29 protein-coding genes and 2 pseudogenes are annotated in these 24,684 nt (G+C 60.4%); 16 read left to right on the top strand and 15 right to left on the bottom strand.

Annotated features, from left to right (window positions below):
• Positions 1-20: 20 nt before the first annotated feature.
• Genes NMA58_RS23645 through NMA58_RS23655 form a run of 3 tightly spaced genes read right to left on the bottom strand, consistent with a single transcriptional unit; the run spans position 21 to position 3,075 of the window.
• Positions 21-779, bottom strand: coding sequence for an ATP-binding cassette domain-containing protein (locus NMA58_RS23645; protein ID WP_434714136.1), 759 nt, complete (start codon positions 777-779; stop codon positions 21-23).
• Positions 776-2,014 carry a sugar ABC transporter permease gene (locus NMA58_RS23650; RefSeq protein WP_434714137.1) on the bottom strand — a complete coding sequence of 413 codons (1,239 nt, stop codon included), beginning with the start codon at positions 2,012-2,014 and terminating at the stop codon, positions 776-778. Before NMA58_RS23650 ends, NMA58_RS23645 begins: the two co-directional genes overlap by 4 nt.
• A gap of 23 nt (positions 2,015-2,037) precedes the next feature.
• Entirely contained in the window at positions 2,038-3,075 is a 1,038-nt protein-coding gene (locus NMA58_RS23655; protein WP_434714138.1) for a substrate-binding domain-containing protein, read from the bottom strand.
• Positions 3,076-3,406: 331 nt separating this feature from the next.
• Here NMA58_RS23655 and NMA58_RS23660 point away from each other — a divergent pair.
• Positions 3,407-3,910, top strand: a pseudogene (locus NMA58_RS23660) (GlxA family transcriptional regulator); the annotation flags it as partial.
• Positions 3,911-3,924: 14 nt separating this feature from the next.
• Here NMA58_RS23660 and NMA58_RS23665 read toward each other — a convergent pair.
• A complete protein-coding gene (locus NMA58_RS23665; RefSeq protein ID WP_434714358.1) occupies positions 3,925-5,340 on the bottom strand; it encodes a PLP-dependent aminotransferase family protein in 1,416 nt (471 codons plus the stop codon).
• Positions 5,341-5,430: 90 nt separating this feature from the next.
• Between NMA58_RS23665 and NMA58_RS23670 the strand changes: the two genes are divergently transcribed.
• The 4 genes and pseudogenes from NMA58_RS23670 to NMA58_RS23685 all read left to right on the top strand — a co-directional run bounded on the left by NMA58_RS23670 (position 5,431) and on the right by NMA58_RS23685 (position 7,986).
• The gene (locus NMA58_RS23670; protein WP_434714139.1) at positions 5,431-5,856 is read left to right on the top strand and encodes a cupin domain-containing protein; all 426 of its coding nucleotides are present in this window, start codon (positions 5,431-5,433) and stop codon (positions 5,854-5,856) included.
• A gap of 11 nt (positions 5,857-5,867) precedes the next feature.
• A complete protein-coding gene (locus NMA58_RS23675) occupies positions 5,868-6,317 on the top strand; it encodes a carboxymuconolactone decarboxylase family protein (protein WP_434714140.1) in 450 nt (149 codons plus the stop codon).
• A gap of 43 nt (positions 6,318-6,360) precedes the next feature.
• Complete coding sequence (locus NMA58_RS23680) at positions 6,361-7,005, top strand: HD domain-containing protein (protein WP_434714142.1); 645 nt, start codon at positions 6,361-6,363, stop codon at positions 7,003-7,005.
• 263 nt (positions 7,006-7,268) lie between these two features.
• A pseudogene (locus tag NMA58_RS23685) lies at positions 7,269-7,986 on the top strand (SDR family oxidoreductase).
• A 363-nt stretch (positions 7,987-8,349) separates the two neighbouring features.
• Here the strand turns inward: NMA58_RS23685 and NMA58_RS23690 are convergent.
• The 6 genes from NMA58_RS23690 to NMA58_RS23715 all read right to left on the bottom strand — a co-directional run bounded on the left by NMA58_RS23690 (position 8,350) and on the right by NMA58_RS23715 (position 14,790).
• Positions 8,350-9,384: an L-idonate 5-dehydrogenase gene (locus NMA58_RS23690; protein WP_434714143.1), complete on the bottom strand. Its 1,035-nt coding sequence runs from the start codon at positions 9,382-9,384 to the stop codon at positions 8,350-8,352.
• 9 nt (positions 9,385-9,393) lie between these two features.
• Entirely contained in the window at positions 9,394-10,800 is a 1,407-nt protein-coding gene (locus NMA58_RS23695) for a TRAP transporter large permease (RefSeq protein ID WP_183704931.1), read from the bottom strand.
• A 4-nt stretch (positions 10,801-10,804) separates the two neighbouring features.
• The gene (locus NMA58_RS23700) at positions 10,805-11,377 is read right to left on the bottom strand and encodes a TRAP transporter small permease (RefSeq protein WP_434714145.1); all 573 of its coding nucleotides are present in this window, start codon (positions 11,375-11,377) and stop codon (positions 10,805-10,807) included.
• 260 nt (positions 11,378-11,637) lie between these two features.
• On the bottom strand, positions 11,638-12,612 hold the full coding sequence (locus tag NMA58_RS23705; protein ID WP_183704932.1) for a sialic acid TRAP transporter substrate-binding protein SiaP: 975 nt from the start codon (positions 12,610-12,612) through the stop codon (positions 11,638-11,640).
• A gap of 24 nt (positions 12,613-12,636) precedes the next feature.
• Positions 12,637-13,395: a FadR/GntR family transcriptional regulator gene (locus tag NMA58_RS23710; RefSeq protein WP_183704933.1), complete on the bottom strand. Its 759-nt coding sequence runs from the start codon at positions 13,393-13,395 to the stop codon at positions 12,637-12,639.
• A gap of 348 nt (positions 13,396-13,743) precedes the next feature.
• Positions 13,744-14,790: a hypothetical protein gene (locus tag NMA58_RS23715; RefSeq protein WP_434714146.1), complete on the bottom strand. Its 1,047-nt coding sequence runs from the start codon at positions 14,788-14,790 to the stop codon at positions 13,744-13,746.
• Positions 14,791-14,831: 41 nt separating this feature from the next.
• On the opposite strand from NMA58_RS23715, the gene NMA58_RS23720 reads away from it, so the two are divergent.
• Together NMA58_RS23720 and NMA58_RS23725 are read left to right on the top strand one after the other, a co-directional pair.
• On the top strand, positions 14,832-16,205 hold the full coding sequence (locus NMA58_RS23720; RefSeq protein ID WP_434714148.1) for a sensor histidine kinase: 1,374 nt from the start codon (positions 14,832-14,834) through the stop codon (positions 16,203-16,205).
• 187 nt (positions 16,206-16,392) lie between these two features.
• On the top strand, positions 16,393-17,133 hold the full coding sequence (locus NMA58_RS23725) for a Crp/Fnr family transcriptional regulator (RefSeq protein WP_183704936.1): 741 nt from the start codon (positions 16,393-16,395) through the stop codon (positions 17,131-17,133).
• On the opposite strand, the gene NMA58_RS23730 is transcribed toward NMA58_RS23725, so the two are convergent.
• The 3 genes from NMA58_RS23730 to NMA58_RS23740 all read right to left on the bottom strand — a co-directional run bounded on the left by NMA58_RS23730 (position 17,117) and on the right by NMA58_RS23740 (position 18,060).
• A complete protein-coding gene (locus NMA58_RS23730; RefSeq protein ID WP_210632040.1) occupies positions 17,117-17,356 on the bottom strand; it encodes a DUF6894 family protein in 240 nt (79 codons plus the stop codon). The genes NMA58_RS23725 and NMA58_RS23730 overlap by 17 nt on opposite strands.
• Positions 17,357-17,471: 115 nt before the next feature.
• Positions 17,472-17,768, bottom strand: coding sequence for a hypothetical protein (locus tag NMA58_RS23735; RefSeq protein ID WP_434714149.1), 297 nt, complete (start codon positions 17,766-17,768; stop codon positions 17,472-17,474).
• Positions 17,761-18,060, bottom strand: coding sequence for a hypothetical protein (locus NMA58_RS23740; RefSeq protein ID WP_210632042.1), 300 nt, complete (start codon positions 18,058-18,060; stop codon positions 17,761-17,763). Before NMA58_RS23740 ends, NMA58_RS23735 begins: the two co-directional genes overlap by 8 nt.
• Before the next feature lie 273 nt (positions 18,061-18,333).
• On the opposite strand from NMA58_RS23740, the gene NMA58_RS23745 reads away from it, so the two are divergent.
• The 4 genes from NMA58_RS23745 to NMA58_RS23760 all read left to right on the top strand — a co-directional run bounded on the left by NMA58_RS23745 (position 18,334) and on the right by NMA58_RS23760 (position 19,822).
• Positions 18,334-18,705, top strand: a complete 372-nt coding sequence (locus tag NMA58_RS23745) for a hypothetical protein (RefSeq protein ID WP_210632043.1) — start codon at positions 18,334-18,336, stop codon at positions 18,703-18,705.
• Positions 18,706-18,840: 135 nt separating this feature from the next.
• The gene (locus NMA58_RS23750) at positions 18,841-19,143 is read left to right on the top strand and encodes a hypothetical protein (RefSeq protein WP_434714150.1); all 303 of its coding nucleotides are present in this window, start codon (positions 18,841-18,843) and stop codon (positions 19,141-19,143) included.
• On the top strand, positions 19,140-19,322 hold the full coding sequence (locus tag NMA58_RS23755; RefSeq protein ID WP_085781346.1) for a hypothetical protein: 183 nt from the start codon (positions 19,140-19,142) through the stop codon (positions 19,320-19,322). Before NMA58_RS23750 ends, NMA58_RS23755 begins: the two co-directional genes overlap by 4 nt.
• 68 nt (positions 19,323-19,390) lie before the next feature.
• On the top strand, positions 19,391-19,822 hold the full coding sequence (locus NMA58_RS23760) for a DUF983 domain-containing protein (RefSeq protein ID WP_434714151.1): 432 nt from the start codon (positions 19,391-19,393) through the stop codon (positions 19,820-19,822).
• 24 nt (positions 19,823-19,846) lie between these two features.
• Here the strand turns inward: NMA58_RS23760 and NMA58_RS23765 are convergent, their stop codons facing one another.
• Together NMA58_RS23765 and NMA58_RS23770 are read right to left on the bottom strand one after the other, a co-directional pair.
• Entirely contained in the window at positions 19,847-20,566 is a 720-nt protein-coding gene (locus NMA58_RS23765) for a Crp/Fnr family transcriptional regulator (RefSeq protein WP_434714360.1), read from the bottom strand.
• A gap of 113 nt (positions 20,567-20,679) precedes the next feature.
• Positions 20,680-21,660, bottom strand: coding sequence for an alpha/beta hydrolase (locus NMA58_RS23770; protein ID WP_434714152.1), 981 nt, complete (start codon positions 21,658-21,660; stop codon positions 20,680-20,682).
• Positions 21,661-22,061: 401 nt separating this feature from the next.
• Between NMA58_RS23770 and NMA58_RS23775 the strand changes: the two genes are divergently transcribed.
• From NMA58_RS23775 to NMA58_RS23795, 5 genes are all read left to right on the top strand, one after another.
• The gene (locus NMA58_RS23775) at positions 22,062-22,796 is read left to right on the top strand and encodes a Crp/Fnr family transcriptional regulator (protein WP_285192280.1); all 735 of its coding nucleotides are present in this window, start codon (positions 22,062-22,064) and stop codon (positions 22,794-22,796) included.
• 278 nt (positions 22,797-23,074) lie between these two features.
• Complete coding sequence (locus NMA58_RS23780) at positions 23,075-23,623, top strand: sigma-70 family RNA polymerase sigma factor (protein ID WP_434714362.1); 549 nt, start codon at positions 23,075-23,077, stop codon at positions 23,621-23,623.
• Positions 23,620-24,264 carry an NrsF family protein gene (locus tag NMA58_RS23785; RefSeq protein WP_085781338.1) on the top strand — a complete coding sequence of 215 codons (645 nt, stop codon included), beginning with the start codon at positions 23,620-23,622 and terminating at the stop codon, positions 24,262-24,264. The genes NMA58_RS23780 and NMA58_RS23785 overlap by 4 nt, the downstream gene beginning before the upstream one ends.
• A 66-nt stretch (positions 24,265-24,330) precedes the next feature.
• Positions 24,331-24,483 (top strand): hypothetical protein, encoded by a 153-nt coding sequence (locus tag NMA58_RS23790; RefSeq protein ID WP_434714154.1) that lies wholly within the window; start codon positions 24,331-24,333, stop codon positions 24,481-24,483.
• On the top strand, positions 24,480-24,653 hold the full coding sequence (locus NMA58_RS23795; RefSeq protein ID WP_434714156.1) for a hypothetical protein: 174 nt from the start codon (positions 24,480-24,482) through the stop codon (positions 24,651-24,653). Before NMA58_RS23790 ends, NMA58_RS23795 begins: the two co-directional genes overlap by 4 nt.
• Positions 24,654-24,684 lie beyond the last annotated feature (31 nt).

Genomic DNA, 24,684 nt, shown 5'->3' on the forward strand with positions numbered 1-24,684 from the left:
CATTCTCGGGTTGGTATGCCTCATGCCGTCGCGGCAAGGCGAGCCGGCTTGCGGCCAAGGATGATCATTTCGAGCGCGTCGTCCTGTGTCAGGTCTCGCGTCGGATAGGAACCGACAACGCGTCCGGATTTCATCACGGTGATCCGGTCCGACAGCGCGAAGACATCGTGCATGTCATGGCTGATGAGGAAAATACCCAGACCCTGCTTTTTCAGTTCCTCAATCAGGACGCCGACGTTTTTCGTCTCCTCGGGTCCAAGGGCGGCGGTGGGTTCATCCATGATGAGAATACGCGCGTTGAAGTGCAGTGCGCGTGCGATCGCCACCGCTTGCCGCTGACCACCTGACATGGATCGAACGGACGCGTTGAGAGAAGGTATCCTCAACCGCATGCGCTCTATCGTCTTTCGTGCCCCATGCTCCATCGCTTCTGTGTCGAGGAAACCGAAGCGGTCGGTCTGCTCCCGACCGAGGAAGAGGTTAGAGACCGCATCAAGATTATCGGCGAGCGCCAACGTCTGATGGATCGTCTCGATCCCCAGTTCCTGTGCATCATGGGGGGACCGGATATCAACGGTTTTGCCGTCGATCAGGATCTCCCCGCTGTCTGCGGGAAAGACTCCCGACAGCATCTTGATGAAGGTGGATTTGCCGGCACCATTATGACCGAGTAGCGCGACGACTTCGCCCGGCATGAGCGATACGCTTACATTCTCGACTGCGTGAACGCCGCCAAATGCCTTGTTGACATTGCGGGCTTCCAGCAAAGGGGTGGTCATGATGGCCTCCTTTCGCGCCACATTGTATCAATCCAGACGGCGAGTACGAGGACGCCCGCAAGCACCATGCTCTGCAGCGGGCTCGCAATCCCCATCAGAACCATTGCGCTCTGAAGACTTTGCATGATCAAGGCGCCGATGCAGCCGCCGAGAATTGTACCGGCTCCTCCGGCAAGCGACGTCCCACCGATCACTGCCGCCGCGATCACATAGAGCTCCATCATCGTGCCCGCTCCGCTGGCTGCGGCGTTCAGTCGGGCCGTGAGAACGATCGAGGCCAATCCAGACAAGAACCCCATCAGCACGAAGACTTTCAGGACGACGCGTTGGGTATTGATACCCGTCAACCGCGCGCTGAGTGGATCGCCGCCGACGGCGAACACGTGGCGTCCAAACCTGTGCTTTTTGGCGATTACCGTCATAAGCATCGTCACCGCGATCAGGATGAGAACGGGAACGGCCAATCCCATCGACTCTGTCGTTCCAGGCCGATAGTAGCTGTTCATGACTGCCACTAGACCGAACGAACAAACGCACCAGAGTGCCGCCGGAACAATGTCGGATGCCGTTAAAGCATTCTGTATGCCAAGGGACTTTTTGCGCTGGTACCTGCGAACAAGGTTGAAGACGATATAGGCGGTGACCGCGCCGGCCGCCGCCCAACTCAGGGTGGCTCCGAGAACCCCGTTCTGTCCCCCGCCGAGATTCTGGAACGTCGGGCTCAGAGGGGCGATCGTGGTGCCATCATTCAGTTCATAAGCAGCATTGCGCAGAAAGAGCAGTCCCCCCAGCGTAACGACGAATGAGGGTATGCGCGCGTAGGCGACAAGTGCACCCTGGATCAAACCGATCACCATACCGCCCGCCAGCATGACAAGGCAGGAGATCCACCAGGCGTGCGGGCTGTCGGGGAGCCAGTTGCTTTGCACGAGACCACCGAGTACCCCAAGAAAACCGACCTGAGATCCGACCGAGAGGTCGATGTGTCGCGTCACGATGACCAGGATCATGCCCGACGCCATGATGGCCACGACCGAGACCTGCAGCGAGAGATTGAACAGGTTTCGCGGTGACAGGAATACGCCGTTGGTAAGGATGTTTGCGCAAAGCCATATCAAAGCAAGGACGCACACCATCGCCACAAGGCGAGTGTCGCGGCCCCCTCCCCCGACCGCTTGTAGCAGTCGGGGGAAAAGCTTCGTCGAGCTGGACGCAGGTTGAAGAATAGATGTCATGACAGAACTCCAGCTGGAACTGTTTATTCGCAGGCTTTTGGCGGGTTCTTCGTCACGCCTTTGCAAAGCACGTCCTTCGATATCCAGCCGGCTTTGACCACGAGGTCGAGGTTGTCACGCGTAATAGCGATGGGATCGAGAATTATTGCGGGCTGCGAGGCGCCGGTTGATGTCTTGCCAGGCTCTACGCCCGTCACCGCATCGTTTTTTGTGCCCTTGATGATTTCGACAGCAGCTTTCGCCGCTACCGTTCCAAGTGCGTTCGCGTCCTTCCAGACGGTCATCGTCTGCTCGCCCTTGGCGATACGGTTGAGGACGTTCTTGTCGCCGTCCTGCCCGGAGATTGCAACTTTGCCCAGGAGATCCTGGCTCGCGAGTGCCGCTGACACGCCGTTGGCGATGCTGTCGTTCATCGCGAGCACTGCATCGACCTTGTTGTTCGTCGCTGTCAAGACTTGTTCCATGAGCGACTGCGCAACGTCCGGCTTCCACTGTTCAACGTTCTGCTGGGCAACGATCTTGATATCGCCTCTGTCGATTGCAGGCTGGATCGCCTGCATCTGACCGCTCTTGAAAACCTGCTGGATCGTCTGGGCAGGGTCTCCGTCCATCGCAACGTAGTTGCCCTTTGGCACAGCTTTCAGGAGAGCCTCGCCCATGACACGGCCGACAGCCACGTTGTCGAAGCTTGTATAAAGGACATCGCCGGTGTCGATTGGGGCATCGTAGGCAATGACGGCGATGTTGCTGCGCTTGGCCTCGTCGATAACAGGAATGATGGCCTTGGCATCCTGGGCTACGACGACAAGCACCTTAACGCCACGAGCAATCAGGCTTTCAATGTCTGCCGCTTGTTTCTGCGGGTCGCCCTGCGCATCGATGCCGACATAGGAAACCCCGGCCTTTTCGAGCACGGACTTCATTGCGGCTTCGTCGATCTTCCAGCGTTCGTCCTGGAAATAGCGCCAGCTGACACCGACAGTGTCCTGAGCAGCGGCAACCCCCGACATCAGCGCAACGGCTGCGACGGCGCTAGCGAGCATCTTCGAAATCTTTGACATTCATTCCTCCCTAATGGAAACCTGCTGGCCAAGCCCATGCTCAAGCCGCGATAGCGCTCCTCCAGTGCTATTTGTATTTGTTTAAAGCAGATACATATTAGAGTCAATCACCATTCGGGCCGGAGCCGCAACTGTCCATGTGAGCCATCACAGAAAACTTCAACTAAGAGGGCTTGAAGTATGGGAAGTGCCGGACTGCCCGACTTGAGCGATAGGTGACGTTTCGTACCGGAGACATGGGTAACACTTTTCGCTTTTTGGCGGGAGGTGTTGATGCCGTGGAAAGAGACTTCGGTGATGGAGGAACGTCTACGATTTGTCGCCCGGCTATCGGGACGGCCGCCTCGTGACCTCTGCGGGCGTGACGGCGGGTATCGATCTCGCGCTGGCTCTGGTGAGGGAGACGCACGGAAACGACGTAGCGCTCGCTGTCGCGAAGCGGCTGGTCGTAGTCGCACAGGGCGGCCAGTCTCAGTTCAGCCCGTACCTTATCGCGCCTGCCGATCCGACGTCGCCGATCGCCAAGATCCAGCAGCATGTGATGGACCATCTGCGCGAACGCCACACGCTTGAGTCTCTGGGAAACCTTGTCGGAATGAGCACACGCAGCCTTGCTCGACACTTCGTGCAGGCCACAGGCTGCACCCCGCATGAGTTCGTGGAGCGGGCAAGAGTAGATGCCGCGAGGAACCTGCTCGAGGGTAGCGATCTTCAGCTGAAGACGGTGGCCTACGACTGCGGATTTGGCACGGCCGACAGGCTGCGGGCCGTCTTCACGCAACGGCTCGCGGTCACTCCAGCTCAGTATCGCGCAAGCTTTCGGAACACGCGGTGATTGGGTGGCCACACCTAAAGCCGCGACCGTTCGGCCAGCTCCAGAAGCCGGCGGCAGGCCTCGCGGAGATTTCTCTGGGGAGCACTCGCGACGCCCAGAAGCAGCCCCGGCTGAGCGCTTGCTGACGACGCGAACCACGTCGAAAGCGGTGCTGGAAACAGACCGAATGGGAGAGCCTCGCTGACCACGGCGACGTCCGAAATGTCGTCCCGCAGCTTGAGCAGGACCGCGAGACCCGGTGTCGAAACATCAACGACGCAATCGGAGCTTGGAAGGGCAGCAAGCACGGCCTGCTGTCGCGAGGCATAGAGACGCTTCATGCGGCGTATGTGCCTCAGATAGTGGCCCTCCCTGATGAACTCTGCGACAGCCATCTGCACTGCGGGACCAGGCGCCGGCATGAGACAGGCGGCCGTCTCCGCGAACAACGCCACCAGTGCATGGGGTACGATGACGAAGCCGAGCCTGAGCGCCGGGCTAATGGTCTTGCTGAAAGAGCCGATGTGGATGACACGCCCGGCTCGATCCAGCGAGGCAAGAGCGGGGGCTGCCCTGCCTGTCAGCTGCAGTTCGCTCAGGTAGTCGTCTTCCACAATCCATGCACCATTCGCCGCTGCCCAGTCGAGCAGAAGCAGACGGCGTCCCAGGGACAAGGTATGGCCCAGAGGTGCCTGCTGTCCCGGCGTGACAACCGCGAGCTTCGCGCCGGGGCATGAGCGCATACCGTGTTCCACGTCGATGCCCTGCGCATCGACCGGGATCGGTGCGACTGAGAGACCGGCCAGTTCGACGCCTCTTCTCGACCAGGGAAAGCTAGGCTCCTCCAGCCAAGCGGGATGTCCGGCCAGCTTTAGGGCGCCGAGTGCAAGCCCCAGACCTGCAGCATATCCATTGGTCACCATCACCTGGTCCGGCGAACAGTTCATGCCACGGGCTATGGCCAGAAAGGAGGCGATCTCGCGTCTCAGCTCTAGCTCCCCACGCGGATCCGGGTAGAGCAGCGGCGCGCTCGCACCGGCTCGCACGGCCTGGCCATACAGACGGGCAAACAATGTTGCGGGAAAGACGTCGGTCGCAGGGACACCCATTTGGAAGAACGCGGGTCCCTGCGTCATTTCCAGATACATTTGCATGAACGCACCTGGATCTACCCGCGTCTGCATATCCGCAACGGCACCTGGCCGCTGCGCCACGCGGGTGCCCGCCGCCCTTGAAGCCTCGATCAGCTGCGCTGCAGCAAGCCTGTCATAGGCGACCCGGACGGTTCCGCGCGCAACCCCAAGCTCGGCCGAAAGATCCTGCCAGGAAGGCAAGCGCGCTCCCTGTTCCAGGACGCCGTCCTCGATCGCCTTCCTGATTCCGGAGTGAATCTGTTCCGAGAGCGATGTCGATGCGGAGCGGTCGATGGAAAGGCTAAGCTTGGTCCCCATAGGTTCATGGTACACTGTTTCTGTATTTTCTTGGTTCTTTTTTTTATGCCACGGCAGCGGCATCTTCAGGCTATCGAAAGGAGCAAGTCCATGAAGATGAACAACCTGTTGCCCGCCGCCTTCGCGGCACTGTCTTGCATCATGGCGTCGCAAGCATTGGCGCATGATCCACGGTCCGGCACGGTCACTCCAAAATTCCGGGAGGCTATCCCGAACATACCGGGCAAATCGCTTGTCACCGTCGAAGTCGACTACGCACCTGGTGCGGCCTCCCAGCCGCATACCCATGCCAAATCAGCCTTCATCCATGCCAACGTCGTTTCCGGCCGGGTCGAGTCGAAGGTCAACGACGGCCCGGCTCATATCTACAAGGCCGGAGAAGGCTGGTCGGAGCCACCTGGCGCGGTCCATTCCATCAGCCGCAACGCGAGCCAGACGGAGCCAGCCAGGCTGCTTGCTATCTTCGTCACCGATACCTCCGAAACGAAACTCACTTTCCCCGTGAAGCAGAACTAAGGAAAACCGACATGACACAGAGGCTTGATTACAACCAGATCGCACCGAATGGCGCGAAGGCACTTGGCGGGGTGTATGGCTACGTCAGCCAGAGCGGCCTGCCGGGAGAACTCGTCGACCTCGCCTATCTCCGCGTATCGCAGATCAACAACTGCGCCTACTGCCTCGACATGCACACCCGCGAACTTATCAAGCGGGGCGTCAAAACTGAAAAGCTGGCCCTCCTGCAGGCCTGGCAAGAAGGCGGCAACCTCTTCTCCGAGACCGAGCGTGCGGCTCTGGCATGGGCGGAGAGCGTGACCCTGGTTGCCCAGACCGGCGTGCCCGACAGCGCCTATCAGGCGGCGCGGAAGGTCTTCGACGAGAAGCAGCTTGTCGACCTCACTATCGCGATCAGCCTGATGAACAGCTATAATCGCATGGCCATCAGCTTCCGCAACACGCCCCAGGCAGTGCGCTAAATCGGCTTAAGGCCGACCCCAACCAACACCAATGGAGCATGCCATGATCCCGCTGGAGATAGCCGGCATACGCATTCCCGACAGCAAGCTCGCAAGGGATGTGACCCAGCTCATACGCGACACAGAAAGCGAGCTGCTCTTTCGCCACTCGTGTCGTGTCTACTTCTGGGGAGCCATCGGCGGGACAAACAAGGGGCTCGTCTACGATCCCGAACTGCTCTACGTCGCCTCCATGTTCCATGACCTCGGATTGACGGCGCAGTTCGCAGACAGCCGCCTTCGCTTTGAAGTGGATGGGGCAAATGCCGCGCGCGACTTCCTGCGCGCGCGCGGCATCTCGGAAGGCGACATCGAAACAGTGTGGAACGCGGTTGCCTTGCACACAACGCCTGGCATACCGGAGTTCATGCGTGCGGAAATTGCGCTGCTCCAGGCTGGAGCCGGGATGGACGTCGCCGGCCGAGGATTCGAGCATTACGATGAGGCAGACCGGAACGCGGTCGTCGCTGCGTTCCCTCGTGAAGCCAATTTCAAGGACGGCATCATCGACGCCTTCTACCAAGGCATGAAGCATAGACCGGAAACCACCTTCGGAACCTTCAACAATGATTTCCTGGCCGCAAGGGATCCGCAGTTCCAGCGGGTGAACATGTGCTCGGTCATCTGCCACTCGCACTGGGAACACTGAAATCTTCCCGGAGTGTCAGGCAAGAGCGTCAGCGCGTACCAGCGACGTCCCGCGCCCGCGGAACATCTGCGGGATCCCGATGGGAGGCAGACGTCTAGGCGGCTCGCATTAGGCGCTCGCCTGGCCTTCGAAGAACGGCCAGACAGGAACCTCCTCACTTACCGCATGAACCATCTGCGGCGACGATACAACAGGCGCACCGTCAGTCGTGTCCCTCGAGCGGTTCGCCCACGACATGATATTCTATAATGACAGGTACGGACATGACTGAACGAACTTTCCTGGTGACTGGTGCAAGCAAGGGCATCGGTCGCGCACTATCACATCGCCTCGTCGCCGCAGGCCATCAGGTGGTCGGCATCGCCGTGGAAAGGATCCTGACTTACCTGGCGCCTTGGTCTCGCTCGATCTCAACGATACGCAGGCTTCGGAGGAAGCTCTCAGGAATTGGCGCAACTCTATTCCTTCGACGGCGTGGTCAACAATGTCGGATTGGAACGGCTCCACGCAGTCGGAGAAATCGATCTTCATGATCTGGAGGACATGCTTCGTGTCAACCTTCACCCCATGATCCAGACCGTCCAGGCTCTCTTACCAGTGATGAAGGCAAAAGGCTGGGGCCGGATCGTGAACGTCGGTAGCATGGTGACGACCGGCACACCGCTCAGGAGCGGATATGCAGCACCGAAGGCTGCGGTAAACAGCCTCACACGGACATGGGCGATGGAGCTCGCCAGCAGCGGCATAACCGTTAATGCCGTTGCGCCGGGTCCGGCCGAAACCCAAATGTTCCGCCGCAACACGCCGGCCGGGAGCACGGCCGAGACACGGTTCCTTTCGATGATTCCAATGGGCCGCCTTGGCAAACCGGAAGAAATCGCAGCCGCCATCGCCTTCCTTCTGTCCGAGGATGCTGGCTTCATCACCGGCCAAATCCTGTTCGTTGATGGTGGTGGGTCGGTCGATAGAAGTGCGGCATAGATATCCAACAGAAAAGTCTGGTTTCATGTGGTGGAGCTGGGCACGGAGGAAATCATCGAGGCGCCGTCCCTTGTTTTGCCTTGCGGTGAGAAGTCCAAGAAAAAAACGGACCGGCTGCAGGTATCTGACCTCAGTGACCGAATGGCGGAAATGTTGACGCAAAGCTCTCACAGCCTTTTTTGCAGTTGAGCCGATTCGAACCGACGCCTCACCATTTCGGTTGATTAAAACATCATCTGTTATGGGACATGTTTGCGACAGGACAGGATTTGTATCTTCTTTTGATTGGGATATGACCGCGCAAGCGACTGCCGAGAAGGAATGGTTGAATCACGGTGACAATCTACGGCGAGTATCACGCGGCTAAAACGTAAGCTGTACCTTACAAGCGGCCGTACGGTCGCCGGCAAGGGTGAAGGCGGCGGCGGCTTCTTCCAAGGGTAGACTGTGGCTGATGATCGGTCCGACATCGATCTTGCGGCTTGCGATCAGCCTCGCGGCTGTGGCGAATTCCTCGTGGAACCTCTGCGTGCCGTGGATATGCAGCTCCTTGCTGACAATGGCGTTGAGCGGGACCGGGATCTCGCCCGTGACGCCGACCTGCACGAGGGTGCCGCGCGGTCGGATGGCGGCGATTGCGCTTCGGAACGCGGGTGCGGCGGCCGAGCATTCGAAGACGAGATCGAAATAGCCCTTGCCCGCCTCAAATTTGCCAAGCGCTGCCGCATCCCCGGAAACATTGATCGTGCGGTTGGCGCCCATCGCTTTCGCCCGCTCCAGCGCCGCATCGGCGAGATCGGTCACGACGATCTCGGCCGCACCGTGATGCCGCGCGGCGGCAACCATCAGACAGCCGATCGGGCCGGCGCCGGTGACGAGGGCGCGTTTGCCCGATATCTCGCCGGCGCGCGATGCCGCATGCAGGCAGACGGCAAGCGGCTCGGTGCAGGCCGCTTCCGCGGCCGTCGTCTCGGCTCCCATTTCGAAGCATTTCCGGGCCGGCACCACCAGCCACTCCCGGAACATGCCCTGCTCATGCGGCAGGCGCATCGCGCTGCCCATGAAGCGCATGTCGAGGCAATGGATCGGCAGCCCCGTCACGCAGTATTTGCAATGGCCGCAAGGCTGGCTTGGATTGACTGCGACCAGCGTGCCGGCTTTGAGATCGACCCCCTCGCCCGCTTGGTTCACCCTCCCCGAGGCCTCGTGGCCGGGGATGATCGGCTCGCGCACCCTGACCGGCCCGAAGCCGCCGTCCTGATAATAATGCAGGTCGGAGCCGCAGATGCCCGCGGCCGCCATTTTGAGAAGCACCTCGCCTGGACCGGGAGCTGGAACCGTGTCCATTTCGACCCTGAGATCGCCCTTCTGGTAAAGCCGCGCCAGACGCGTCTGCATCCTATCCTCCTATCTCAACAGTCCGAGCTGCTGCGGCAGCCAGAGCGATACGGCAGGAATGAAGGTGATCAGGATCAGCGCCAGGAACAGCGGCACCAGCCACGGCACGATCGCCATCGTCGTGCGTTCGACTGAAAGCTTCGCGACCCGCGACAGCACGAACAACACCATGCCGAGCGGCGGGTGAAGCAAGCCGATCATCAGGTTCAGCGTCATGATCAGGCCGAACTGAACGGGATCGATGCCGAACTTCGCGACAATCGGCAGAAGGATCGGCACGAGGATGGTGATTGCGGCGATCGTATCGAGGAAGCAGCCGACGAAGAGCATCAGCAGGTTCACCAGGATCAGGAACACCCATTTATTGTCGGTGATCGACAGGATCGCATCGGAAAGCAGCTGCGCGGCCTGGCTGACCGTCAAGAGCCACGCGAAAACCGAAGCCGCCGTGACGATGAAGAGCACCGACGCCGTCGTTTCGATCGTATCGAAGCTGGCTTTGGCAAGCGTCGAGAGCGTCATCGTGCGGTAGCGTACGAGGCCGAGGAACAGCGACCAGAGCACGGCCGCGACAGCGGCCTCCGTCGGCGTGAACCAGCCCATCGTCATGCCGCCGATCAGGATGACCGGCGTCATCAGCGCCATGACGGCGGAGAAGCCGAAATACCAGTCGAGCGTCAGGAGCACCAGAAGGGCTATACCCGCCGCGGCATTCATCGAGAGACCGGCGCGCATCATCAGATAGATCGCCACAGGCACCATCAGCACCACCAGGATTTCCATGCCGGCCGACAGGAGCTGGCGCACATCGAACGGCGCGTCCGAACCCCAGCGCTTGCGGTAGGCGAAGGCGGCGACCGTGATCATCATCAGTAGCGTCATGACGACGCCGGGCAGGATGCCGGCCATGAAGAGGGCGCCGATCGAGACGTTCGCCATCATGCCGTAGATGACGAAGGGCAGCGACGGTGGGAAGATCGGCCCGAGTGTCGCCGAGGCCGCCGTGACACCGACAGCGGCCTCGACGGGATAGCCATGGTCCTTCATCGCCTTAATTTCGATCGTGCCGATGCCGGCCGCATCGGCAAGCGCGGTGCCGGACATGCCGGAGAAGATGACGGAGCCGATGATGTTGACTTGCGCCAGCCCGCCCTTCATCCAGCCGACGAGAGCGACCGCGAAGGAATAGATACGGCCGGTAACGCCTGCGGAATTCATCAGATTGCCGGCCAGGATGAAGAAGGGCACGGCGAGCAGCGGAAAACTCTCGACGCCGGCGATCATGCGCTGGGCGACGATGATGTCGGGCGCCACTCCGTAAAGGACGATGTAAAGCACGGAGGCAACGGCCATCGAGATGGCGACGGGTACGCCGACCAGCATCAGCAGCAGAAACGAGCCAAGAAGCAGCAGCATCGGGTCATCCTTCGACGGATTGGAATTCTTCCGGGCGCTCCAGGACGGAGTAGCCGCGGCGCATATTGGCGATGAAGACGATGACCGCGCGGATCAGCATCAGCACGAAGGCGACAAGCACCGAGTAGAAGACGATGTTGCGCGGCAGGTCGATGGTGACCATCTGCTCGTCGGCGACGATGTCGACGTAACGCCACATCAGATAGCAGCCATAGGCGAAGAAACCGATGCGGACGATATCGACGAAGGTCGCGAGCACGCGCGCCAGCCCTGCCGGCATATAGTGATAGAACACATCCACCTGAATATGCCGCGAGGTGCGCACGCACATGACCGCGCCGAGAAAGACGACGCCGATCAGGCAGTTGATGGCGATTTCCTCGGTCCAGGCATAGCTGTCATTCAGCACATAACGCGTGAAGAACTGCAGGAAGACGCAGCCCGCCATCAGCCAGAAGACGATCAACGTGATCCAGTCCTCGACAGCATAGTCTGCGACATGTGCGGTCGGCGCGTGCCCTTCGAATTCGTGGCCGATTTCCTCGGCCGTGATTGGCGGATGAATTTCTTGCGACATGATCGGCCTTGTTCCGGTTGGAGAAGATGGGCGCGGCGTGTGGCGGCGCGACCTTCATATTGTTGGCAAGCCTTGTGCCGCTGCTGCCCTGTTCGTGCCGAAGGCTGCCCCTCACCCAACCCTCTTCCCGCCGGCGGGGAGAGGGGACTTGCCCTGCGAGGCGTAAGGGGGAAGCGGAAGGGTGCGGCTTGTCCCTTCTCCCCGCGCGCGGGGAGAAGGTGGCGGCAGCCGGATGAGGGGCTGGCCGCGCTCTCAGGCTCCTACTGAATCGCCCGGATCGCTTCCCAATCGGCCTTCTCGTAGCCGAAGTCTTCGAACTTCACCTTTTCCATCACATTCTTCTCGAAATCGCTCTTGTCGACCTCGGCGACGTTGAGCCCCTTCTCCTTGAAGGTCGCAACCAGGCTGTTTTCCTTGCCGGCGATCGTCTTGCTCGTGCGCTCGGCTGCCTGCTGCATCACTTCACCGAATATCTTCTTGTCCTCGTCGGAGAGCTTCGCCCACAGCTGCTTCGAGATCACGGTGTTCAGGTGATCGACGATATGGCCGGTGAGGATGATGTTTTTCTGGACCTCGTAGAACTTCTTCGCCTCGATCGTCGTCAGCGGGTTTTCCTGCGCCTCGACCGTCCCGTTCTGTAGAGCGAGATAGACCTCGGCAAAGGCAATCGGCGTGGTGTTGGCGCCGCATGCTCGCGGCATGGCGAGATAGGCCGGAACGTCGGGCACGCGGATCTTCAGGCCCTGCATGTCGGCGCATTTGGCAATCGGTTTATTGGAGGTGGTGTGGCGCGTGCCGTAATAGCTGACGGCGGCGATATGGTTGCCGGTCTTGTCCTCATAACCCTTGGCAAGACGCTTGAAGACGTCGCTCTTGGTATAGGCGATCAGATGATCGGGGTTGCGGAAGATATAGGGGAAGTAGGTGACGCCGATCGGCTTGTAGTCGCGTGCGGCAAAGCTCGATCCAGAAATGATGATGTCAACCGTACCGAGCTTGAGCCCTTGGTTGATGTCGGCTTCCTTGCCGAGCTGCGAAGCCGGATAGACCTCGATCTTGTAGCGCCCGTCGGTACGCTTGGCGATCTCTTCCGCGGCCCAGACGGAATCAGTGTGGAAGGGCTCCGAGGTTTCATAGACATGTGCCCATTTCAGTACGGTCTGGGCATGCGCGACCGCCGTCGTCGCCATGATCGCGGCTGCGGTGCACAGTATCGTTGCTAGTCTGCTCTTCATTGCGCTCTCCTCCCGTGCTCGGGTTTAAGTCTTGGTGCTTCCTTTCGCGGGCGCCTTGTCGCGGCCGCGCTCCTCCTCTCCCGAGAACTCCTCCCCGAAGCTCTCGGAAAATCTCTTCTGCGATAGGGTGAGATGGCTGCGCATTGCAGCCTTCGCGCCGGCGGCATCGCCGGCGGCGATTGCATCGCGGATGGCCCGGTGCTCATCGACGGCGCTGCGCCATGTCGTCGGCCCCTCGAAATGGCTGGCGAGCTTGGCGAAATAGGGAGTCATGCGCATGTCGAACATCTCGCCCGTCACGCGGATCAGGGTGGCGTTGCCGATGATGGCGGCAATGCCGGTGTGAAAGGCGCGGTCGGCGGCGAGCACCGTCGCCGCATCGTTGACGCCGCCGCTCATGCGCATCAGCGCCTCGTCGAGCACGGCGATGTCTTCAGACCTGGCCCGGGTTGCCGCCTCTTCGGCTATGGCGCATTCGATCACGGCGCGCGCCTGCAGCAATTCGAAAGGCCCCTCCACCGGCTCGCTTTCGCTTGTCGCCATGCTGACGCCCTGCCGGCGGACCACATAGATGCCTGAGCCCATGCGGATGTTGACGAGGCCCTCGACCTCCAGGACGATCAGGGCTTCGCGCACGGTCGGGCGTGAGACCGACAGCTGCTCCGCGAGATCGCGCTCGGCCGGCAGCTTCTGACCGACGGCAAGCTCGCCACCGGCAATCATCGAGCGAATCTGATCCGCTACCTGCCTGTAGAGGCGGCGCGATTCAACGGGCGAAAACATTCTGGCCTCCCCGGCGGCTTCTCCTCAAGCGCGCAGCTGGTCAACTGGCCTGACCAATTTCAGAGTTAGCACCGTGGGAGTTGTGCGTCAATGCGCCGCATGAAATTCCAACTGGCATCGTTCCCGCGTCAACGACCGTGGGAACCTTCAACCCCGTCACGGGTTCGGGCCCGACATAGGGAGCATGATGATGAATTTTCTCTGGCTTTTTGCGGTATCGGGAGGGGCTGCCCTTCTCGGAATTGCTCTTGCTTTCGGAATGATCAAGCAGGATGGGCGACGATCGGTTGCAGCCATCGCTGGCGCTTTTGTGGTGGCCATCGGCGCACTCGGACTCGGCATCTATGTTCAGAAGGCGCCCACGGCTCCTTTGCGCGCGTCCGATAGAGAGGGGTCGCAGAACAACCTTCCGGCGGCTGCGACGACCGAAAAGGATCTGCCGGGAAAGTGACGCTTGAGAGATCGTCGATTCCGGTGCGAGACGCGCTTCAGCGCCTCAGCCGGGCCCGGCCAGCTGCGTCCTGTGATGCCAGGGGCATCGTAGGCGTCTGCAGCGAAGGCTTCGAGGGATGCGCGGTTGCGGATGATTACCAGGCCGCGGGTGGAATAAATGAGATGCTCGCCCTCCAGGATGTGTAAAGCATCAGTGACGCTGGAGCGGCGGATTCCCAGCATCGTGGCCCATATATTCATGCGTGATTTCAATCTCTTCGCAATCGAGGCGGTCATGGCACAGCAGAAGCCATCTCCCCAGACGAACGTCGATCTTGTGAACGGCGTTGGACAGTGCGGTGTTGGCGACCTGCGCGAAAAAACTATGGAGAAAACGCAAAAGCAGCCGGCGGACGGTGGGCCGGTCGGCGAGGAAGCATGCCAGGGCGCCGGCTTCCACACGGCGCCGTGACCGCCAACTTGCATCATGACGTCGAATGAAAACTGCTCCGCGTCCACCGTCAGGGGCGGCGGCGACATCCCGTCCCTGCCGAGCACGCCGATCTCGGCCTTCCTGCCCTCGGGGCTCGTCGCCACCATGGAAGCAATGCCGGTTTCCAGGAAATAATAATGGCTGACCGGCATGCCCAAATGCACGAGCTCGAAGTCGCGCGGAAGAAGAAGCGGTTCCAGCATGCGCTCCAGAGCCACAAGCTCCGGATCCGCCAACTGCGACAGAATGAGATTTTCGCTTTCGAACGCTCTCATCACTCTGCCATTTGTTTGGCAAGAGGACACTGTCTCTCGGCCGTCAGCACCACAGATGCGCTCAGCCCCACGCAAAATTATGAACCCCGAATGGCCGATTTCAAGGCGCTGAGGCTTATCTCTCATGATCGGCAGAAGGCTTCGTGGAGGAGTTTTGTACGCAACCGCACGCGCCCGAGAAATTTCCTGTAGCAAGTGCTAATGTAGTCGACGGCAATAGCGGGGCGCGCGCTGGCATGGATCAATATCCCCTCCCGAGCAACGAGACTGAAATCTATCGGCACATCGTTGAGAGCGCCCGGGATTATGCAATTTTTGCAATGGATCGCAATGGCACTGTCATGACGTGGAGCGCGGGTGCCGAAAAAATCTTCGGCTATTCGGGATCCGAAATCATCGGACAGAGCGGTGTCGTGATCTTTACGTTCGAAGATCAGCTTGCCGGGGCAATGCTTAAGGAGATCAGGCTTGCCTTGACCACCGGCCGCGCCGACGACAATCGCTGGCATGTGAGAAAGGACGGCAGTTCGTTCTGGGCTTCGGGACTGATGATGCCGCTTCGCAACGATGCCGGCGAGACCTATGGCCTTCTGAAAATCGTCCGCGACCGAACGCAGATGCTGCATGAGGACGAAGCTCGGCGCGCCAGCGAAGAGCGCCTCCAGCTTATTCTCAAAAGCGCGATCGACTATGCGATCTTCGCCTTCGGCCGCGATGGGCGGATCATCAGCTGGAACACCGGCGCCTGCCGCATCTTCGGCTACGAGGAGAGCGAGATCCTCGGTCGCGACGCCCGCATCCTGTTCGTTCCCGAGGACCGCGAAGAGGGCGCGCTGGAGCGCGAGATGGAGGCGGCGGCCGAGCGCGGCCGCGCCGAGAACGAGCGGTTTCACTTGCGTAAGGACGGCTCGACATTCTGGGGCAGCGGCTTGACCATGCCGCTGCGCGCCCAGCGCGCCGGTTTTCTCAAGGTGCTCCGGGACGATACCGAGCGGCATTTCGCCGACGAGCATCAGCAGATCATGCTGCGGGAGATGAGCCATCGCGTCAAGAACAGCCTGGCTCTGGTTGCGGCCATGCTCGCCATGCAGGCCCGTTCGACCAAACAGGAGGAGGTCGGACAGGCGCTTCGGGATGCTGAAGCGCGAGTCGGAACCATTGCCCAGGTGCACGACCAATTGTGGCGCCAGCCTGATATCGAAACGGTGGATCTGGCCGATTTCCTGTCCAGCCTTTGCCAACGCCTGCAGCAATCGACCTCCGGCCACACGGTGTCGGTCGTCGCCGATCCATGCATGATCGATGCCGACCGTGCGATTCAGATCGCCCTCCTCGTCAACGAACTGGTAACCAATGCTTTCAAACACGCTTATGCCGAGGTAGCAGGCGCCGTCACGGTCAGCGCCCGGAGCATTGCCGACGAGATCTGCCTCGAGATCGCCGACGACGGACGAGGACTGCCGCCGGAAGTGCTGTCCGGCGAGAACGGCGGAAAAAGCCTCGGAATGAAGATCGTGCGGGCGTTGGTGCAGCAACTGAGGGCCGAGCTTCACATCGAAAACCGGGAGCCCGGCACGGGGTTCGTGATCAGGCTGCCGAGGGAGGTTTGAGAGCGTTCCGTGTCGGGCAGGAAATTATCCCAGAAGCGGTGCGCCTGGGACTATGGCTCGGCTTTTGTCAGAACCGTACAAAACTTATCTGAAGATGGTCATCATTGCGCGCGTGACCCATATACCTCTCATTACCGCCAAAGAGGCGTCGGTATGAGCACGGGCTGTCTCCCGCCAGGAGAAGCGCATGCGCGTACCGGACCAAAGCGATATTCGGAATCTGCTGTTGAAGGCCCTGCCGGCCGAGGCATTCCAAAAGCTCACCGGCGATGGCAGTCTGATCGAACTTCCGGCCAGACATGTTCTGGTCGAAGCCGATCAGCCGAACGAGTATGTCTGTTTCATCGAAGGCGGTCTTGCCTCAATGGTGGCCGCCAATGGCGATGACGAAGCCGTTGAGGTCGGTCACATCGGACATGACGGCATGTCCGGCCTCCATGTCCTGCTGAGAACGGATACCACACCCAACCGCACCTTCGTTCAGGTCGCCGGCTCCGGCGTGCAGGTGTCGGTGAAAAGCTTCAAGCAGGTGCTGGCGGAATTTCCGGTCGCCAACGAATTGTTCCTCAAATACGTGCATTACTGCGACATTCAGCTGGCCCAGTCAGCCCTTGCCAACGGGCGCTACAACATGCACGAGCGGCTCGCCCGCTGGCTGCTGATGTGCCACGACCGGCTGAATGGCAGTGACCTGCCGCTGACGCATGAACTGCTGGCCATCATGCTCGGCGTGCGCCGCGCAGGCGTCACCAACGAATTGCACGTCATCGAAGGTCTTCGAGCGATCAGGTCGACGCGCGCCAATGTCAGGATCCTCGACAGGGACCGGCTGGAAGAAATCGCAGCCGGCTGCTACGGCGTTCCGGAGCGCGAATATCAACGTTTGATCGGTCTGCCGATCCGGCGCCCCACTAATCGGCACTCCTGATCGTATCGGCGAAAGGCACGATCAGAAGCAGGGTCCCCTGTTCGTCGCAGATGTAGATCTTTCTCGCTGAGATGTCTTTTCCCGAAAGAATTGCCTGACTCATGAGGGCTCTTGCATCCTGAACGGCTTCGCGCCTGGCGTCTTCAATGGTTGCCAGTTCCGAACCATCGGGATCAACGACCGTGCCGGTGTCTGAAACGACATTAAAATAAAATCTTGGCATCAGCCGCCCCATCGTTGCAGAATCAATGCCATAGCCTGTCTTAAGGTTCCTTGGAAAAGAACCAGGGCGCCCTTCAACGGCGACAATATCCTCGTTTCAAATCCTGCTGTCGAAATCAGTGGGACGTTTCGGCGCCGCCAGTGGCAAGACGCGTCATCGTCGCGCGAAGATCGAGGAGCTCCATAAGAATGAACTCCCATTCCTCGTCATCCGCTTTGGCAATCGATATGACCGAAGCGTCGATCATGCGAAGCAGACGATCGAGAGCCGGAGCTCGACCGAAGTTGTCCGGCACTCCATCGCGCAGGGTTCTAAGATCGGCAACGATCTGTCGCAGAGCGATCTGCCGATCGACAAAACCGAGTTCGGAATGACCTGCCGGGGCGGGAGCACTTTGCCGGGTTCTATCCATCGTGCCCATCCGCCCGCCCGGCATTCTCGCGCACATGTGCGCAGGCCGGTGCATCCGGGGTGACGAGCAGGTCCTCTGGATCCAGATACACATGCCGCATCAGGCCTGCGAGCCTATGCTTGTCTCGAATGCCGCATTCGAACCAGGATACGAGTTCTCTGGCAATATGTTCGGCTGCCGGGCTGGCGATCCCGCATGATTTTTCCTGGCACCAGTCTTCAAGGACCGAGGTCAGCATTGCCACGTCGTCGGGCTGTAACGGCGGCTTCGTGATTCCCGCGTGCTGCATCATCCGCGTTCCTCCCCTTGTATGCGACGATCCTAAACTTAGGGTCATCGATTTCAACAGCTGGTGCGGAAACGTACGGATCGCACGGCCGGCGCCCGGATCCCAACCGCCGGGGAACAAGGCGGCCCGGCAAGGGTTCGGCGGTCAGGGAAAAATGAACGTCGCATGACAGGCTCGAATATGGTAGGCACGATACAGGCGCGGACCCGCCTATGTTTCTAACCGCCATTGAACAGCATGATCACCCTAAAACCTGGATTACAGTAGGCGTCCGCCATGAAGTCGCTCAGTCCGGTCGCCGGCAAGACGATCCTTATCATTGGTGAAGCCGGCTTCCTTTCGGACGGTGCAAGAAAGGCGTTGATCGCGCGCCAGGCGGTGCTCGCCGGCCCCGTTGTCATCTCCAGCGCCATGGAATGCTTGAGCGAGGGCCTCCTGTTCGATGCGGTGATCATCGATGTGACGATTTCCGACGAGGCCATGCTCTGGATAAATGATTGGTTGGAGACACGGCGGATTCCTTTCATCTTTGCCTATGACGAGCGATCCGAAACACCGCCGGGCGGCTTTGTTGTCAGTGGGCGTCCTTCCGACGTGGACGCGATGATCGCCGCTCTGTTCGGAGGGGACTCGTCCTATTATCACTGAAGCGCCTCGCGTCCCTTCGGGCGCGCGATGCGGTGGATGTCCGCTTCCGTACAATGGAGGACGAGGAGTTGTTTCGGCTGCAATAGAGTCCCATTATTCAAAAAACGCACGGTGAAAAGCTTAGGGACCAGGGTCATGCTCGATTCTCAGTCCATCCATTTGAAAGCGCTCGATTCAGCCGATCTTAAGCGTCTGCAAATCGTCTTGGATGTGATCTGCCGCGAGGCCGGCAAAGCCGTGCGTTCGCCTGAAATGCAGGAGGTCGCCGCTCTGCTCATTCGCCTTTATCGCCACGGTTTGACTGACGAGGTCAAGCTGCTGTCGGTCGGCCGTCTGGCGTCGGCAAAAAGGGGGCTCTCCCGAACTGCTGCGATCACGGCGGGGAGGAGATCGAAACGGCCGGTCGGTCATCACAATCTGACGAGGAGCAGCTCATGAATGACGGTGAAAAAGCGCGAGCCGACATCGAAGGAACCGAAAAGGAAACCGCCGATGCGAGGAAAAACCCGCCCGCCGGCCCTCACGCCAAGGATCATCTCATAGACGAAAGCAAAACGCCCGGCGCCGGCGCGCTGTCCGAGAAGGACGACCAGAGCATCACGCCAGGATCAGGCTGATCCACCGCCGGTCCGCCAAAAACACCGTCGGCTGCGGAACCTGCCCGTTCGGGCGCGGTTCGAGGGGAATGGAACCCGAAAATGAAGTTCCCACCAATTATCAGGTAACGACGAACCCTGCCCTCACGGGACTTTTGGGACGCTGCCCGCGGTGCCAGCGGGGTCATCTGTTTTCCGGATATCTTACGCTCGCCAGAGGCTGCGAAGTCTGCGGCCTGGATTATTCATTTGCCGATCCGGCGGATGGGCCGGCCTTCTTCGCGATGTCGATCGTCGCCGTTCCGGCGCTCGCCTTTGCCCTCTGGTTCCAATTCACGTTCGAGCCGGCGATCTGGGTGCATCTCATCGTCAGCCTGCCCCTCAGCGTCATCGCCAGCATTCTCATTCTGAGGCCGCTGAAAGGCTGGCTCGTCTGCTCGCAATTCTTTCACAAGGCGGAGGAAGGCAGTATCGACAGAGCCTGGCATGCCTCCGAGAAGGAGCGGAGGGAGCGGTCCTGAGGCGCTCACGCGGCGGCATGCTTTTCAGCGGGCGAGATCCTTGCCAATCAGCCGCCGATATTCTTCTTCGGCAGCGCCGTAAGATCCGTGCGCCTCTTCGATCAATCCCCGCCGGTTGAGGATGACGATCTGGCGGCGCGTGGACCGGATCAGGCCTTTGCCTTCCAGCAGGTGCAGCGCGACCGTAACGCCGGCGCGGCGCACGCCCAGCATCACCGCCAGAAACTCATGCGTCAGCCAGATGGTCGCGCCGTCAGTCCGGTCATGGACCATCAGCAGCCATCGCGCCAGCCGCTCCTCGAGCTTGGCATGGCCGTTGGCGAGCACCGTCGACGTCGTCTGCGCGAGCAGCGCCTGGACATAGGCGAGAAGCAGGCTGCGTAAGGGGCGGCTTTGCTCCATCGCCGCAGAAAGGACCGAGGCCGGCAATTTGAAGCCATGGCCGGTGACTTGCATGAACGTCCGGTTAGCGGATTGATTGCCGCCCAGGATGACGGCCGCACCCGTCATGCCCTCGCGGCCGACGATGCCCACTTCGATATCGCGCCCGCCTGGAAATCTCGCCACGATCGAAGCGAGCCCTGATTCGAGAATATAGACGTCGCTGACCGGGCTATTCTCCATTTCGAGGATCTTGGGCACCTCGAGATCGACGGGCTCCAGATGCGGCAGCAGGAGTTCCTGCTCCTGCGGGCCCATGGCGCGCAAAAGTTCATTCCGAAAATTCAATTGTTGGTCATCCATGTCCATCCGCGCATCGGTGATAAATGCGGCCTTGCTGCGGGCGAACCTAACCATCTAGAATCGTTGAGCAATACATTGTGCAATAGCGTACAGACTCGAAGGCCCGGACTAGGTCAGCCGCCATCCGCGCCGGGGCGGTCGAGCCTCTGCGATATCCAGGCCCTAACAAGACTGTTCGACCTGGCCGCCAGCTTGGTCGGTAGTCGGTTGAAGCCGTGCGGGGCCTCCGGGAAGATGACGCAGTCGGCATTGCCGCTTTGGCTCTGCCATCGCTCATACATCGAGGTGCTGTCGTCGAGGATCGGATCGAGCGCTCCGGCGACCAGCAGGGCGGGGGGCAGGCCAGAGAGATCGGCAAACAACGGACCCTTCGCCTCACGCCCGGAAAGGCTTGGCGTCAGTCGCTGCAGATTGCGCAGCGCCGATGGCCCGTCGATCACCAGGCTTCTGCCGGTGGAGCGGCGCAGGCTTTGCGACCCGCCGAGATCGAATGCGCCGCACATGGAAACGAAGCCGGCAACGGCCTCCGCCTTACCGCGCGCTCGAAGATGAAGAAGTGATTCCGCGGCGAGATGTGCACCCGAGGACTCGCCGCCGAGGATCATCCTCTCGACCGCAAACTCGGCAAGATGGTCGGCCAGCCATTCGATCGACGCTTTGCTGTCCAGAAGAGCGAGGTCCAGCCGGTCGTCGGCGGCATTGTGAAAATCGACGCCGGCCGCTACCATCCGACAGTCTCTTGCGATCGGGCAGGTGATGCCGTCGTCAAAGCGGGCGTTGCCCATCACCCAGGCGCCGCCGTGGAAATGGACGTAAAGGCCGCGCGGGGCTCCGTTCGGAAGCATCAACCTCAAGCCGATCCGTCTGCCGTCGGCTGTGACAATGCGGGTGACAACGTGCCTGCGGCGCAGCAGCCTGTCTGGAGCCAGCAGTTGCGCGACGCGAATTGAGGTCTGCACGATTTTGGCGTTCCAGCGCCGATCGGTATGATAGCTGGGAAGGAAGCGCAGCAGGGCATTGAGCCTGCGGGCGGCGCCGATCTCGCGGGACGTGAACGGCGCCGGCCGCAGGCCCGATGCTGTTCGAGGGGTCATGTCCTTCACTTCGCTGTCAGGCTTCATCGGCAGCAAAGGCAGGCTTCGCGGCCAGGAAGAGAAGGGAAAGGTTGAGCATCAGCCGCATCATCATTCTCCGTGTTTATTCGATTGAAGCAGGCGATTGCGCCCGAACGACCGGACCGAGAGTCGGTTCCCGAAACCCGAGGACAGATTTGAGCTGCTTACGCGCGGGAACCAGGGGAAGTTGAAGCGAATTGACAACTATCCGGAGATCGAGGCCCGCCGGCAAGTCCGGCGACATTCCTTTCGTTAATTCCGCGCAAATCGGGAACCAAGGGCTGCCTGGTGAGTTGCGTGCAAGAGCCGCCTAGCGAGTCCGTATTTCGCACCTGAAACGATCAGACTGCGCCCAACCCCACACTTCCGGAGGGCGAGCATTGGCAGCAACGACACCGACCAGGGAAAACCGGCTATTCGCCCTCTTGCCTCAGGAGGAGCTTGCAGCTGTTGTTGCGGATCTCGAACCTTGCGATACTCCTCGCGGCTTCGTCATGGCCGAAGCCGGCGCCACGATCGACTACGCATATTTCCCGTGCTCGGGAGTAGGTTCGATCATCAATGTTTCGCCCGAAGGCAATCGCGTCGAAGCCGGATTGTTCGGCCGTGACGGGTTTGCCCCCACGGCGGCAGCGATAGACGGCGGAATCAGCGTCACCGAGGTCGCCGTCCAGGTGCCGGGCTTTGCCTATCGGATGCGGCAGGACAAGCTTGTGGATCTGATGAAAACACAGCCGGTGTTTTCCGACCTGCTGCACAAGAGCACGCACGTTCTTGCGACCCAGGCCGGATTCACTGCGCTCTCCAATGCGATTCACGGGATCGATGAGCGGCTGGCTCGCTGGATCTTGATGTGCCACGACCGCATTGATGGCGACAAGCTCGCCCTGACGCATGAGTTTATCGCTCTGATGCTGGCGGTCAGGCGGCCGAGCGTCACCACGGCTCTCCATCTGCTCGAGGGCAACCATTTTATCCGCTCGGTCCGCGGCCTGGTGATCGTCAGAGATCGCGCCGGCCTCGAGGAATTCGCCGCCGACGCCTATGGCAGGGCGGAGGAGGAATACGAGCGGTTGATCGGGCCTCTGAGAAAATCGAAGCGACAGACTTTGTAGGGCTCTGGCTGAAACAGCGGCAGCCGTATCCGGTACACCGGTCTTCGCCACAACTCCCAGAGTTCGTCATTGCCGCCTGCCGGGAGATCCACGACCGCCCATTGGGGGTCAGCTCGACGCAATCGTTTCGGTCGATCTGCATGCGCCACCACGATGCTTTCAGCTGCGAGTCGCAATTCGTTACAGCTTCACGTTCATATGCTATAGAGCTGTATTGCAAAAATCTTTGGTTTCCCTGTAACCGATTGCCCGCTTTTACGAATGAGCTCTTTGACAGCATGACCACCGCCCATTCGGAAGAAGCCCTGAAAGCATTGATGCTTCTGTCCCTTGACGGGGACGAGGCTGCCTATCGGCGTTTGCTGACGGCTTTGCGTGTGCTGCTTGTCGGCTATTACAGCCGCAGAATGGCTGCGGCGACGAGAGCGGACATGGAAGATCTGGTGCAGGAGACGTTGCTGGCACTGCATTCCCGACGGTCTACCTATGACCGGAACAGACCTTTTACCGCCTGGTTTTTCTCCATCGCCCGCTACAAGTTGATAGACCATCACCGCGGCCGTGGCGGACGCAGGCTCGCTGAGACAGAGCTTGATGAAGAGATCGAAAGCGACTTCAGGGAGGACAGACTGACTGCCCGCCTGGACGTCGAGCGGTTGCTTGACGGCTTGCCGCCGAGACAGCAGGAACTGATACGGCAGGTGAAGCTCGAGGGCGGCTCGGTCGCCGACGCCGCAAACCGCACCGGCCAATCCGAATCGGCGGTGAAAGTCAGCATCCATCGGGCGCTCAAGGCGCTCGGAGAGAGATTGCGAGGCACATCGTGACAAAGACGGACGATATCATCGAACGATTGACAAGCGACCTGAAGCCGGTGCCGCGCAACGCGCTATGGCGCCGCTTTGCGCTCGGCATAGCGCCCGCCCTCGCATTTTCCCTGCTGCTGATGCTGATCATTCTCGGCCCGCGGGTCGATATCTCAGACGTGCTGATGCTGCCGGTCTTCTGGATCAAGTCGGCCTATAATGCCCTGATCGCGGCGGCCGCCTTTGCCGCCGTTTTTCGGCTTTCCCGCCCCGATGGCTCGGAGGGACGCTTTTTCGGTCTGCTCGCCTTGATCTTCGCCGCCATGACGGCCGTCGCGGCCATTCAGCTTCTGATGGCACCGAGCGAGAGCTATCGATTGCTGATCCTCGGCTCCTCGGCGCTGCATTGCCCGCCGCTCATCGCAGGCTTTGCAATCCCGGTCTATGCCGGTACGGTCTGGGCACTGCGCCGTGCAGCGCCGGTGGATCTGCGGCTGACCGGCTTCGTCGCCGGCATTGCCGCGGGAGCAGCCGGCGCCTGGGTCTATTCCTGGTTCTGCACCGAAAACGGCATGCCTTTCGTGTTGATCTGGTATACGCTCGGCATCCTGCTCATCGGCGCTGTCGGCGCCGTCACCGGACCCCGCCTGCTACGCTGGTGACCCTTCTCGATTTCTTGATCTGGAACATTCCGGGTTTCCCTTGGTTCGAGGACCGAAGGAGAGAAGATGAGCCAGGAATCGGACCGTCGCGCTTTCATGATCTATTTGGGAGCCATTCTCTTGGTCGGGCTCGTGATCGTGTTCGGCGCTACGCTCTCTCGGGACTCGATCAGCATAAGCGGTCAGCCCACGCAATCTTCAACGGAAGCCAATCCTTGACGAAGTGGCCGAAAGACGACCCGATCCGCTTGGACCGGCCGAGCGAAGAAGGGCAGCGGGATGCGCTGAAAAGCCTGTGGCTGGTCATCGCTGTGATCGCGACCGTGGTCGCTATCGCCTTTCTGCTCTACGTCTTGATCCTCGTTTACGGGGTCATGCAAAGGCTGTGAGCCGGCGCGACCCGAAGTGTGCCGAGGCCAT

It is taken from the genome of Rhizobium sp. YTUHZ045, from assembly GCF_051124255.1.
Classification (GTDB): Bacteria; Pseudomonadota; Alphaproteobacteria; order Rhizobiales; family Rhizobiaceae; genus Rhizobium.